Source organism: Flavobacterium calami, assembly GCF_038290035.1.
Lineage (GTDB): Bacteria > Bacteroidota > Bacteroidia > Flavobacteriales > Flavobacteriaceae > Flavobacterium > Flavobacterium calami.
Map to the genome: position 1 here is coordinate 126,767 of NZ_JBBYHS010000001.1, position 14,146 is coordinate 140,912.

Consider the following 14,146-nt stretch of genomic DNA (forward strand, 5'->3'; position numbering starts at 1 on the left):
CGGCAGCCTTCAAAATATCATTCAACAGAATTAGTATCCGTCATTTTGTATTAAATATCCAGGAACATTTGATGCACCATCAATTGCTGTCTGAGGAATTGGAAACAATCTGTGTCTTACATCTGTATCTGTTTTTTCAGTCCATTTGTCTTCATAATGACCAAAACGAATCTGATTGGTTCTTCTTAAACCTTCCCAGTAAAACTCAAAGCCATATTCTCTGTACAGGATATCTAAATTGATTGCAGGAAGCGCAGCAGGAATTGGAGCACGGGCAGTTCTTGAAGTTCTTACCGTATTCATATCAGCCAAAGCACCTGCATTATCTCCTTTTCTTAATTTAGCCTCAGCACGCATCATAAAAATTTCAGCATATCTAAGCAATACCATATCTACACTACTGTAATAGTTTCCATCAGGAGAAGTGTGGCTAAATTGGTATTTTGATACCCTGTATCCGGCATAATGCATACTGCCTTCCTTAGTAAAATCTACTTTCTCCGTCAGGTTAACATAGCCTACATTTAGATCCGGTCCGTTTCCTTTAATTTGCTTCACCGGGTAAATTCTATATCCGCCATCGCATTTAAAGAAAGCACCATTGGCATCTTTTCTTGCTGCCCACGGAATACCTCTCATAATTCCTCTGTCAATTTCAAAGTCTTCTGCTTTTACACAATAATAATGATCCTGATCGTTTAATGGAGAGAGTCCGGTAAGGTCTTTTAAATGTTCCGGTACCTTCGCATTGTTCTTGTAAAACCTTGAATCAGCATCGGCAGGATCTACAGCACCATAAGCACTCACCCATGTCTGATAAAAATCCGATGTAATAGCCGGACCGTCTGTTCCGTCTGCATTGATAGATTCCGGTCTTGGAAACATAGACCCCGGAATTGACCAATACGCCCAACGGTTGTTTTCATCTCTTAAAACACCACGTTGATCCAATGCAAAAATTAATTCTTTATTGGAGTTATTGTTATCATCAAATAAATCAAAATACTCAGGAGACAGGGCGAATTTGCCTGAGTTTATGATGTTGTCTGTGTATTTAATGACCTTATCCATATCAGCAGCTGCAAACTGAGGTGTTCCATAAGGATCACGGTAAACGGCAGCATTTAGATATAATCTTGAAAGAAGTCCCCATACGGCAGCCTGTGTCATTCTTCCTGGTCCTTTATCATTATTGATTACATCTGCAACAGACAGTAATTCACTTTCAATGTAAGAAACAGCATCCTGTCCTCTGAGTATTTCTGAAATACTGGCTGATGACTCTTTTTTGAACACAAGCCCCCAGCTGTCTAATGTTAGCATATTCAAATAAGCCCTAAGTGCAATCATTTCGTAAAGTGCTCCCTGTGCTTCTTTATTTCCTGCATCTGCAAGAGGTTTTAAAGTTTCAATAGCAGATAATGTTCTCGAAATATTGATGGTAAGCTCGTTCCATGTACTTCTTACCAAATCATTGGTAGCCGTTGTAGTATGAGCATGTACAGTTAAATATTTACCTCCATCGTACCAGTCTGTTCCTCCTCTGTAAGGTAAGATTCCTTCGTCGCTGGCAATTAATTGTAAACCAAAATTATTGGTATGTATCCAGGTTGCTTTTAATTGTCCATACGCCGGAGCAATTGAACCACTGATGGCTTCTGCCTGTCCGGATCCTGTTAAGTTTTCATCCAGTACTTTTTCTTCAAGATCAGTACAACTCCAGTTGAATAATAAACTGAAAGCAAGAGTCGCAACTATTATTTTATTTTTCATGTTTTGTTATTTTTGATTAAAATGCCACGTTTAGACCAATTGAAATGGTTCTGCTTCTTGGGTAACTGAAATAGTCAATTCCAAACGACTGAATTTCTCCAACTGAAGTTCCGGTGTTTATTTCAGGATCATAACCACTGTAGTTTGTGATTAAAAATAAATTTTGTCCTGTTACCGAAAGACGTAAATTATCCAGTACATTATCAAGTCCAATCATTTTTGGACTGAAATTATACCCCAGGGTTGCATTGTTTAATCTTAAGAAACTTCCGTCTTCCAAATATCTGGTAGATACTGTATTGGAATTTGTTGTAGCTTCATTTGGAAATTCTGAAGCTCTGTCTGTGGTGTTAAAAGAATTTGCAAGCTGTCCTTTATTGAATGAAGTCATTGCAACGTGGTTGTAAATTTTATTTCCTGCCACACCATTAAAATTAAGTCCCAAATCAAAATTCTTATATTTAAAATTCAGGTAAAAGGCATAAATATAGTCCGGTATTGCACTTCCTGTCACGACACGGTCATCATCCTTGATCTCTCCGTCAGGATTTGTATCTATATACTGGCTACGACCATCAGGGCCGATTCCGTTAAATCTTTGCATATAAAAAGAACCGATAGAATATCCATTAAGAGCTCCGTTTATTGTTGCTCCGGACTGTCCGCCTCCTTGTGCTCCTCCTGTTGTTAATATTTTATAAGGTGAGTCTTGTACTTTGTTTTCAGTAAATGATATATTTCCGCCAATGCTATAAGAGAAGTCTTTGCTTTTGTCACTGCTGTAATCCAAAGCCAGCTCAATACCACTGTTTCTGATCTCCATGTCAGGAATGTTTGTCCAGTATTTTGTTGCAGGCTGAATAGGATCTACAGGTGTTACTTCTAATAAAATCTTATCTGAAACTTTGTTGAAATAGTCAATAGTTCCTGATAATCTGTTGTTGAATAAACTGAAATCTAAACCTATATTGGCTTGAGTTGAAACTTCCCACTGAATATCCGGATTCGCCAATCGGGTAAAAATTGAACCATAAGGATATCCGCTTAAATCTGTAGCAGACGGATCCAGAGGGTACGTATTGTTTCCGGTATTACTTTCTGTATAACTTGCTTTGGTAATTTTAGATGGAATCTCCTGAGAACCTGTCTGACCCCAGCTTGCTCTTAGTTTAAGATTGTTTACAACTTCAGATTCTTTTAAAAAATCTTCATTTGTAATGTTCCATCCTAATGCAACAGACGGAAAGTAACCATATCTGTTGTTTTTACCAAATTTAGAAGACCCGTCAGCACGCATAGTGGCTGTAAGTAAGTATTTATTGTCATATCCGTAATTTACTCTTCCAAAGAATGACTGAAGCTCATTTTCTACCGCAGATGAACTATGACCTGTCGATTTGACAACTGTTTCTAACTGATTTTTTGGCTCTATACCGTTGTCCGCAAATCCTTCAAAATTATAGTTCTTTTGATTTACCTGTATTTTCTGGTAAGACTGTCCCGCTAAAACGGTAAAGCTATGTGCATTTACATTAAAATTATAGGTTAAAGTGTTTTCATATAAAACATTATTATTAGAAGTAATAATGTTGTTCAGAGTCCCTGCATTTTTATCAGCATACAATGCGTATGGTATTTGTTGTATATCTCTTTCAGTCATGGAATAATCGACTCCAAGATTGAATTTATAAGTTAATCCTTTTATGAATTCGTAAGATGGTGCAATGTTCGCCAGGATACGATTGTTGTTCGTCTCATCAGAGTAAATCCTCTGATTGATTAAAGGATTCAGAACATTGTTACTTAAATTAACATTAGGCTCTCCATTTACATAAACCGCATCAGTTGGATTCATTGTCAGCATGCTTCCAACTATATTTCTGATGTCTGGTCGCGAATTTTCAAGTTTTGTGGCTGTCATATTAAAAGCAATATTAAACTTATCGTTAAATGCTTTTTGAGTTAAGTTCAAACGTCCTGAATAACGTTTTAAATCACTTTTTTCGAAAATACCTTCCTGGTCGTCTATACCTATGGATGCTGCATAAGTTGACTTCTCAGTTCCTCCGCTCATAGATAAATTTAAGTTTTGAGAAATACCGGTTCTGGTCAATTCGTCCTGCCAGTCTGTATTTGCACCTCCATCAATCAGATTCCCGTTAATGGCAGTAACCTGTCTTCTAAATTCATCTGCTCCAAAAACATCTACTTTGTTAGCCAATGTCGAGAATCCGGTAGTCATATTAAGGTTGATCTGAGTTCTGCCTTTTGATCCCTTTTTGGTTGTGATTACAATCACCCCATTCGCAGCTCTCGAACCATAAATGGCAGAAGCAGAAGCATCTTTAAGAATATCTATACTTTCGATATCCTGTGGATTGATAAAGTTTAAAGGATTTGATGCCACACCATTACCTGTATTGTCCAAAGCAAATCCATCCACCACATAAAGCGGCGTTGTACCAGAACGTAAACTTCCAACTCCACGAATAATGATATCCTGAGAAGCTCCCGGTTCACCACTTGCCCCTGTAACGTTGACACCAGCAACCTTACCCTGAATCAATTGTCCTGTATTTGCTACGACTCCTTTATTGAAGTTTTCACTTTTTACAGAACCAATAGCTCCCGTTACGTCAGATCTTTTTTGAGAACCATATCCTACAACTACAACTTCATTTAATGTACTCACCTCTTCTGTCAATGCGACATTCAGTTTTTGATTTGCTGAATAAGCAACTTCTTTTGTTTTAAATCCAACATAAGAAAAAACTAAAATACCTTCGTTTTGCTGTACTTTAATTTTAAAATTCCCGTCAAAATCTGTTGAAACAGCCCCTTTCGGTTCTCCCTTAATATACACAGAGACTCCTGGTACGGGGTTCTTTTCAAGATCAGAAACGACAATTCCTGATACAGATCCCTGCGCATAGGAATATGACATACATCCTAAGGCAAGAATTAATAATGCATAAATTTTTTTCATTTAATTAACTATTTTATGTTTCGCCAAAAGTATCTGAACGATCTTGCTAACAGGAGGATTTTTGTTTTCCAAAAGGGGATTTTTGATTCAATTTAGAGTAGTATAAACATTAAAAAAGGGGTGTTTTTGTTCATTAACATTGCCCTAACTTTATACAAATACAGCGCTAACAATAATTCTAAAGAGAATATTCTTTATACTCCTTCGGACTTTTTCCAAAATACTTTTTAAAAGAGCGCCCAAAGTATTTTGGATCATTATAACCACACTCAAAACTGATTTCGGATATGTTTAATTTTTTAGTTTTTAGTAAAACTTCGGCTTTTTGTAACCGAAGCGACATTAATATATCAGAAGGAGACTGATTTAAGATTTCTTTAAACAAACGATAGCATTTTACTCTTGAAATTCCCAGTTGATCCACAAGCATTTCTACATTAAATGAAGGATTTTGTAATTCTTCTTTAATGATTTCCAGGGCTCTTTTTAGAAGCTTTTCATTTGGAGTAATGTGATCATTATCTTCTGTCAGAATCTCAAATATTTTTTCCTGCATTTTATATTCTTTCAGAGACTCTTTATTTTGATTAATCAGACTCTCAATTTTTTTTCTGATAAAAGATCTTCTGACTGGTAATTTTATATTCGTTTCTATACCCATTTCCAATAGTTGTTCATCCAGTTCATAATTAATATGCTCTGTGATGTAAATCATTGGGATTTTGATATTCGAATTTTGTTTGTTTGTCTTTAAAAAACTAATCAGCTCCTTAGTGAATGCAGCCTGATAAAAAACCAGTGCAGAAATGTCTATCTGCTTCATTACCGCATTTAAATTAGAAACAGAGTTTTCAAAGATCAGGTTGTAGTCTTCGCTTTCCAGTACCTGATTTGCTGCCGGATTATTATATGAATCCCCAAAAACCAAAAGGTATTTTTTATCGGAAGAAAACTGATCCTGATAATTAAAGTTTTTCCAGGATATTGTTTCTTTTACAGTGGTTTCCGAATCAATAGCTGCTATTGGAATAAACAAAGTGGTTTTAAATTGTTCTTCTGAAGAAGGAATGAGTTCACCCTCCAGATCCTGTAATAAAACCTGCAAAGCTTTAAAATAAGGGCTGTAATGCAGAATATTGTACCAGTTGTTTTTTAAAATAATACTATCAGAAGCTGCTATGATTTTTAAAAAATTATCTTCAAAAGTAACTTTAATACTCAAAGTACTGTTCTGATCAGAATATTTACAGAAATCGTTGAAAAAATACTGTAGGGATAACTTTAAACGCAGCACGTCTGTCTCAGCAAAAAAAGGTGTGTTTTCTATTTCGCAATTAAAATTTACCTGATTAAACTGCAGATCCTTTTTTAGTTTTTCAATATTATTTTTTAAAACAGGAAACAAATCCACGGCTGTTTTCTTAATTGGTCCAAGATCTTTAACATGTTCGAGATAATTCCATTCGGAGATAAGATTCACCAGTTTGCCAGATTGTAATATCAAAGCTTTTTGGGTTTCGTTGTCTTGTTTAAATGAACCTGATACTTCAATTATTTTTGCAATCGGTTCCTGAAACTCAGCCAGCATAAAACTCTTAAACTTTTCAATTTCGAAGTTTTGGTTTTTAAAGTTGCTGTGAAGAATTAAAAGTTTTTCTTTCTGTTCCTCTATTTGTTTGTTTTTCAGATCAAGTTCGGCATTAATTTCTTCGAGGTATTTTTTCTGGTTTTCAATGACAGCAGTACGTGCTGTTACAAGCTCTTCGAGATATTTTTGCTGAGTGAGAGCCGTTTTATTTTTGAAATAAACTACAGCCATACAGATCAGCAATATAGATCCTGATAAGAGGATATAAAACAATATGGACTGATAAAAAGCTTCGGTTATACGAAGGCTGAAAAAAACAGGTTCTACAATTCCGTTTTCTCCCTGCTTTAGCTTAAAACTGTAAATTCCGGAGGATAAATTAGCATATTCTATTTTATTGTTAGCCGGCAAGCGAATCCATTTTTCATCTCTCCCATCCAGTTTGTAGTAGATATCTGTTTTTTTATTTCCCGGAAACAAAACAGGTATTATTTCAATTTCTAATCTGTTATGAGAAAAGTCCTTTTGAATGGTTGTTGAATAATTTTCGTTACCATCAACTTTTAGTTTTATTTTTGCTTTATAATCAGGGATTTGTATTGTATTTGGATTAAAATAGTTTAATCCGTTTACGCCACCAAAGAAAAGATTCCCTTTAGAATCCTGATAATAGGCTCCTTCAGAAAACTCAGGTGCCTGCCATCCGTAGTCAGAATTATAAGAGGAAATTGTATATTCTTTTTTATCAATAGAAGCGATTCCTTTTGTGGTACTCACCCAAACCTTATCTCCATTATCTATAAGTCCGTACACCATGTGACTTGGCAGTCCTTCTGCTTCGGTAATGTTTTTTATTACACCTTTGCTTCTATTAAAAACGGTTACACCACCAAGAGAAGCTATCCAGTAATTATCTGATTCATTATCTACGAAAACAGCATAAATACTATTGCCTAAAATTCCTTCGCTGGTAGTAATCTTTCTTAATGTTTGAGTCGTTAAATTAAAGACAACAACCCCGTTATTTTCTGTCGCCAGTATGAGATTCTGATTGTTTTTTTTAACAAACCGGATATGATATTTACTTAACAATTCCTGCCCTTTGAATTTTTCAAATTTTCCGGTATTCAAATTAAATCTGGCCAGACCGCCCCAGCCTCCCATCCAAAGCTGTTTATTCTGATCTTCGCACATAGAATAGCACCTTGCAACTGACATTCCCGGTACATTACTGGTTTCGTAACTGGTACATTTATTATTTGCAATACGCAAAATTCCTTTATAAGTACCTGCCCAAACAGTTCCGTCACTTGAGGTAAAAAGCGATCTTATTCGTTCCCAATCCGGATTTGATGAAGCTTTGTCAATTTTAAAATTTTCAAAAAAATGACGTGTTTCGTTGTAATAGTAAAGTCCTTTTGTGTAATAACCCAACCAGATTTTTCCCTTGTTGTCTTTGGTAACAGCTCTTATTGTTTCTGCTGGCAGATACGGTTCTTTAATAGGATGAGGCATAACAGAATTTATTTTTTCAGATCCTGAATACGCCATACTCAGACCACCGTCTTTCAGACCTAACCAAATATTTCCAAAATCATCTTCGTGAAGTGTTTCTACTTCATTACTTTTAAAAGAATATGGAGCATACAGATCAGACACATAATGCTCTATATTATTTGAATTAGATTCATTTGTAATGATATACAAACCATTTTCACGCGTGGCAAACCATATATTGCCCGATTTATCTTTTAAAATATCATTGATAATAAGATTAGGGTACTTTCTTAACAGAATATTTTTTAGATTATTGAAGTCTTTTTTCTTTATGTTTACAGAAGTTGTTTCACTAAAAGAACCATTTTTATATTCATAATAGGTATTACTGGTTTCTACGACAATATTTCCTTTGTGAGATAAGTACATGTTTTTTGGAATACTTTTGAATTTAAACTCTTCAAATTCATTATTCCCAAGATAGCGGTTTATATGACCTTCTCTGGTGATGATCCAAATTTGACCCTCGGCATCTTTCTGTAATTTAGTAATATAGTTACTGGCTATCGTTTTATTATTCTTAAAATTATTTTTAAAAACTTTGAAATTATTGCCGTCAAAATAATTTAAACCATCCCATGTAGCAACCCAAAGTCCGCCATCTCTGTCATTTTCGATATCTGCTATTGAATTATTGGATAATCCCTGATTTGTTGTAAAATTTTGAAATTTTATCTGCTGTCCAGATAAATATCCCGAGAAAATAAAAAAGAGTAATACTAACCTAATCATTGCTTGTTTTTTTAACCCGCAAGGTTACAATCGTAAGTTTATTTAAACATAAACTGTAGGTTAAGTTAAAGAAGTCAGAAGAATTGAAAGGTATTAATATACAAGTTGAGTCATTTTGAAATGTAGAAAGCGTCTGAAATAAATATTGCTTGTCGTCTGGTTTAATATTTTATCCTTCTTTTCCAAAGCTATCGGATTGTAAAAATGTTTATTTTTATCAATCACTAAAAGCAATATATGAAAGCATTAGTCATTGGAGCCACAGGAGCTACGGGAAAAGACCTTGTCAACGTTTTGTTACAGGATACAGATTATAATGAGGTTGTAGTGTTTGTTCGTCGCCTTAGTGGAATAATTCACCCAAAGCTGACAGAGGTTTTGACCGATTTTGAAAAACTGGAAGAAGTTTCAGTATTCATCAAAGGAGATGTTCTCTTCTCCTGTTTAGGAACAACACTAAAAGTGGCAGGTTCTAAAGAAAATCAGCGACATATTGATTACGAAATCCCGTTGAAATTTGCCGAAACAGCAAAGAAAAATGGTGTTTCGAAAGCAGTTTTACTCTCTGCATACGGAGCTTCATCAAGAAGCAAAGTATTTTACTCCAGAATAAAAGGAGAATTGGAAGACAAGATGGCAAAACTTGCTTTCGATTCCTATATTGTGTTCAGACCAGGATTATTGCTTCGAAAAGAAACAAACCGTGCGGGTGAACGTTTAAGTGCTTCGGTACTAAAATTTCTGAATGTATTAGGATTAATGCATAAATTTAAGCCAGTGCCTACTTCTTTACTTGCAGAAAAATTAGCGCGAGCTCCTAAAATTTTGCATTTGGGCGAACATATTATCCAATTGAATGATATCTTCAGATTTTGAGTCTTCTTTAGATTGATTATCTAATAGTGAATTTATAAAATAAATAATATTTAAAAACAGAATTTCAATAAATTTATGATTTTAAGATAATTAGGCATCTTTATTTAAATTGTTAATCAAGGTTTTTTTTATTCTAAATCATCGGCTTTCATATCTATAAACATTTTTTTTCTTTTATATTTAAGCCCATTGGGATTATAGAATGAAGATACCCATTTAGAAGATTCAGTTTTTAAATGAATTGGATTCTCTGCATTAGGATTTTCAGACATTTTTAGAGCTGTATATCTTGCATAATAATGGTTAAATATTCGTACGAATTCTGTGAAATATAAATCAGCTACGTCCTTATTTCCCCTAATTACAAGTGTATTTTCATCATTATTGGCAATAGAATTATCGCTAAAATTTGCAGAACCGGTAACAATTATAGGGTCTTCACCCAGCGGATCAATAAGAAGAACTTTATTGTGGATAAAATTTGTTCCTATATTTCCAGGTTTTGCGTTCAATAAAAATCCGGCATGAGTTTCTTCCAGCCAGTCATATAGCCCATCTTTCAGGTATGTCCCGTAAACAATTACATTATCAAAATCATTTGTTACCAGAGTCGTATTTTTATCCTTTTTATCAATTATAACATACTTCAGATTGTCTGTGGTATCTATAATTACTTCTTTCATTTTTTTACTGAAAGAAAAGGGAAACATGCCACATATCAGTTGTTTGGATCCATCCATGTAATCGGCATAAGTTTGCAGAATATTTTTCTTTTCACGAGGACTAAAAAAAACGGTCACACTATCTTTAGGAATTTCATCATAATCAAGATCCGGCTGAATAGTGACTGTTTTTTTGTCAAGAATATCATTTAAAGGATCCTGTACTAATTCTTCCCAATATTTAAAATACTTTTCGGCAATTTTTGTGTTTCGTATTACATGCCCAACGTTGCATTGTCCAAAAATTCCTTTAGGAGTAATATTGGTCGAACCTGTCCAGACTTCTATCGGCTGATCATTTTTCAGGAGAATGATAAATTTATTATGTGCTATATATTTTTTTTCTGCTTCTGCCTTTCTGGGTATCATAATTTTTCTCGGCAGTCCTGCTTCGTTTATAGCAGTATTATTGGCTTCCTCCTCACCTCTGGAGTCATAAATTATTTTTACATCAACTCCCCGTTCCTCACATGCAGTTTTAAAACTTTCTAATACAGGCAGATACTCAAATTCATAAAAAGCAGCCCGAAGTTTATAGGAACTGTCCTCTGCTTTGTCAATAAAGCCCAGCAAGGCTTCTTCAAGCCCTCTAGAAAGCCATTTCAATGCTTCGGCAGTTTCCTTTTCGGTCATATCATTAGAACCAGGTCTTTTATTTTTGAACCTTCTTGCATAAGCAAGGCTACCTGCAACTCCTCTGTTAAAATAAACGGAATGCTCCCCGGTATCTTCTGTCGGGGTAGTAAATCTTATAGCACATGGTTCTTTGTAAATCAGGTATTTAGGTTTTCCAAAAACAGGAGTAACAATATATGTATAATCATGATTGCATTTGATACTGAAATCTTCCCATAAAAATGACTGCACAGGATGTTCATAAGTGCTATATAACTGACCTTCATTAGTATTTCCTGCTGTTTCTACAAAATATTTAAATCCCTTAAGATAATATTTCTCATTTTCGGTGTGGTCTTCTCTTTCAATTGCAAATCCGAGAAGTCCTTCTGTCAGGTTTTTGTCCATTTCAAAAGAAAGCAGAACAGCCGAAGTGCCAATTACTGCTGTTATTTCAAGTCCGTTTTGTTTTGCTCTTTTACGCATTTTTATTTGATAATTAATTTAAATGAAAATTTTGAATTTAAAATATATCCTGAGAAGAGTGTCGAGAGAGAGAAAAAAGTATAAGGCGTTTACTAAACAAGGCTGTGATAATTCAGCGAGTCTAAATTACACAACTATAAAATACTGATAATAAGTAGTTTTACGTGTTTTGTTTTTAGTAACGTAAATTTAATATTATTACAATTGAGGTTTCGTTTACTATCTGAATTAAATGTGCTGAATTTTTAAATCGGAGTTAATTTGAAATTAGCCGGGATAATTTACTTTTGAAAAAGTAATTAATATTTTTACTAAAAATGCTAAAAATTAATATTAAGCTTTATGAGGGAGAATAAAATTAAAAATGACTAATTTGATATAAAACAAAAGAAAGCTTCTTAAAAACTAAATATGAATGTTGTTTTTAATAGCTTTTGGTTATTTGTTTTTTAGTTTAAATAAAATATTATTATGATTGTTTTTTTATCAATGTAATAAAATAAAGAATGTTTCGGATACGAAATTGTTGCGCACAACCTGCTCACGAAACTTAAAAACTAGTAGCTTAACAAAAGACGATCAGAAACATTTTCGTTTTCTAAAGTTTGTCCTTCTAACTGAAAACGTCTTAACATTGATCGACCACAATTGATATATAGCTCATTTTCAAAAATACCATGTTCTATTGGTAAATCGCATAGTAAATTTCCAGATTTTTTATGCCCATCAATACTAAGTGCAACACGAACACCTTTTGACTTTGCTTTATCAATTTCTAACAACAGATCTTCTAATCTAAAATCTTGAGCTCCATAAAGAATAGCTTGACTATGAGAATATGGCGGATCACAATAAATTAAATCGCCATATTTTGCTTGAGAAAAAGCTTCTCTATAATCACAATGTGCGAAATCTACTTTATTCAAACGGTTTTTCCATTCAATAACACGTTTAGAAAAACTTTCAACTGAAATTGGATCGTGAACTCCACATGGAGTTGACATGTATCCATCAGCTTTACGAAAACGGATTATTCCGCCATAGCATGAACGAGTTAAAAAAAGAAAATCTGCTCCATTTGGGTTTTCATTATATGATGCCAAAACTTTTTTATAAACTTCTACTTTTGTTTCCTCTCCTATCTTATTTCTTCTTTCTGCATACCAATCAACGAGTTCGCTAGAATTGGTCTTAAGCATTTTCCAAATTTGCATTAATGGTTCAAATGTATCAGAACCTAATCCATTATGTGGTGCTACTGTTGCTAAAATTGCACCACTTCCAAGAAATGGTTCAAAGTATCTTCCATATTGAGTTGGAAAATATCTTGTGATTTCTGAGGCAAATTTTTGTTTATTTCCAACCCATTTTAATAATTGTGATTTTGGAGGATAATAAGTCCCATACTTTTCTTCTAATGTGAGTTGCATATACTTGGTTTATTTTTCAAAGATAATACATTTGTGCTATTATCCTATTTTGGGATATACTATTTTAGGATATATTTTTGAAATGTGAAAAAGTCTCTTAATAGTAAGGAACATAAAATATTACTCGAAATGTTATATCAACTTCGAGTATCTTCTAGTTTACGCCAATCAGATCTCGCCGTTTTACTAAAAGTACCACAATCTTTTATCAGTAAAATTGAAAGCGGAGAAAGAAGAATTGATTTTATTGAGCTTCGGGAAATTTTAAAGTGCTTTAACACAAACATAATGGAATTTCTAACCGAATTTGAAAATAAAATAAATGCAAGCAGAAAGTAAGTTTTTAAAACAACCACAAGAATTCTGGGCAAATGTGAAATTGATTAGTCAAAAAGTTGGCTATACTAACAGAGGAGTCGGGACTATCAAGGTTCCATCAATTCAAGACATTGAAAGTGCATATGACAAGTTAGGATTAGATTCAAGCAAAATTGTTTTAAACAACAAAGTAACTGCCTTCGGCAGTTTACTTATTGAATATTTTCAATTTCGTGCTGATTTTCTAACTAATCATATTGAACCAAATCTTCAGACCTTAGCACAAGCCAAAGCTTTGTACACAAAACTTAAAGTTGATTTAAACCCAACTTGTCCAGAACCTTTAAATAAGCAGAAAGGTGAAAAACATGGCCCAGCATATTTTACTTCTATTATAAATATGCTAATCGAAGCTAACTCAAAAGGATATGATTGTAATTACGATCCAAAGGAATTATCTGCTTTTACTCATAATAATTTTCCAATTCGTAGTTTGTCACGAAGAGTTGATGGCTCATTTCCAAATGTTATAAATCCAATTGCCTTATGGGAAATCAAAGAATATTACTACACAACTACATTTGGAAGCCGTGTCGCTGATGGAGTTTACGAAACTCAACTCGATGGTTATGAACTTAACGAAGTTAGAGAACATTTAGGAAGAACTATTCATCATTGTTTAATGATTGACGATCACAATACTTGGTGGGCAATGGGAAAATCATATTTATGTAGAATCTGCGACATGTTGCATATGGGACTTGTTACAGAGGTGATTTTTGGAAAAGAAGTTGAAACTCGTATTCCTATACTTGTAAAAGAATGGACTACACAATTTGAAAAAGAAAACAAATAAGGGCAGAGCCTAATCACGCTACAAGCAATTTGGGTGTATTTGGCTTAACTTAAAGTTGGTATTTTACCAAATAAATTTGTGTTTATCCGAATATTTGGCTTCATTAATCCTAAAATGCTTGTAGTATGATAATGCTTGGTTAATCCGAATTTTTTAAAAAGAGACTTTGACTTTGATTCAATAAGTGTATATATAAAAGAGGCACTT

Annotated in this window: 8 protein-coding genes; 3 read left to right on the forward strand and 5 right to left on the reverse strand. The window is 33.8% G+C overall.

The genetic code is table 11. The features are described from left to right. Window positions 1–30: 30 nt before the first annotated feature. The 3 genes from AAEO57_RS00525 to AAEO57_RS00535 form a co-directional block, all read right to left on the reverse strand. Window positions 31–1,773: a RagB/SusD family nutrient uptake outer membrane protein gene (locus tag AAEO57_RS00525; RefSeq protein ID WP_341688399.1), complete on the reverse strand. Its 1,743-nt coding sequence runs from the start codon at window positions 1,771–1,773 to the stop codon at window positions 31–33. A gap of 16 nt (window positions 1,774–1,789) precedes the next feature. Beyond that, the gene (locus AAEO57_RS00530) at window positions 1,790–4,759 is read right to left on the reverse strand and encodes a SusC/RagA family TonB-linked outer membrane protein (protein WP_341688401.1); all 2,970 of its coding nucleotides are present in this window, start codon (window positions 4,757–4,759) and stop codon (window positions 1,790–1,792) included. Window positions 4,760–4,937: 178 nt separating this feature from the next. After that, on the reverse strand, window positions 4,938–8,636 hold the full coding sequence (locus tag AAEO57_RS00535) for an AraC family transcriptional regulator (protein WP_341688403.1): 3,699 nt from the start codon (window positions 8,634–8,636) through the stop codon (window positions 4,938–4,940). Window positions 8,637–8,873: 237 nt separating this feature from the next. Here AAEO57_RS00535 and AAEO57_RS00540 point away from each other — a divergent pair, with 237 nt between their 5' ends. Next, window positions 8,874–9,512 (forward strand): NAD(P)H-binding protein, encoded by a 639-nt coding sequence (locus AAEO57_RS00540; protein ID WP_341688405.1) that lies wholly within the window; start codon window positions 8,874–8,876, stop codon window positions 9,510–9,512. Between the two features lie 128 nt (window positions 9,513–9,640). Here the strand turns inward: AAEO57_RS00540 and AAEO57_RS00545 are convergent, their stop codons facing one another. Both AAEO57_RS00545 and AAEO57_RS00550 read right to left on the reverse strand, forming a co-directional pair. Continuing rightward, window positions 9,641–11,335 carry a phospholipase D-like domain-containing protein gene (locus tag AAEO57_RS00545; RefSeq protein ID WP_341688407.1) on the reverse strand — a complete coding sequence of 565 codons (1,695 nt, stop codon included), beginning with the start codon at window positions 11,333–11,335 and terminating at the stop codon, window positions 9,641–9,643. Between the two features lie 557 nt (window positions 11,336–11,892). Continuing rightward, window positions 11,893–12,765 (reverse strand): Dam family site-specific DNA-(adenine-N6)-methyltransferase, encoded by an 873-nt coding sequence (locus tag AAEO57_RS00550; RefSeq protein ID WP_341688409.1) that lies wholly within the window; start codon window positions 12,763–12,765, stop codon window positions 11,893–11,895. Window positions 12,766–12,894: 129 nt separating this feature from the next. Between AAEO57_RS00550 and AAEO57_RS20840 the strand changes: the two genes are divergently transcribed. Both AAEO57_RS20840 and AAEO57_RS00555 read left to right on the forward strand, forming a co-directional pair. Next, window positions 12,895–13,104, forward strand: coding sequence for a helix-turn-helix domain-containing protein (locus AAEO57_RS20840; protein WP_423972132.1), 210 nt, complete (start codon window positions 12,895–12,897; stop codon window positions 13,102–13,104). Further along, window positions 13,088–13,939: a DUF7687 domain-containing protein gene (locus AAEO57_RS00555; RefSeq protein ID WP_341688411.1), complete on the forward strand. Its 852-nt coding sequence runs from the start codon at window positions 13,088–13,090 to the stop codon at window positions 13,937–13,939. Before AAEO57_RS20840 ends, AAEO57_RS00555 begins: the two co-directional genes overlap by 17 nt. The last annotated feature ends 207 nt before the right edge of the window (window positions 13,940–14,146 follow it).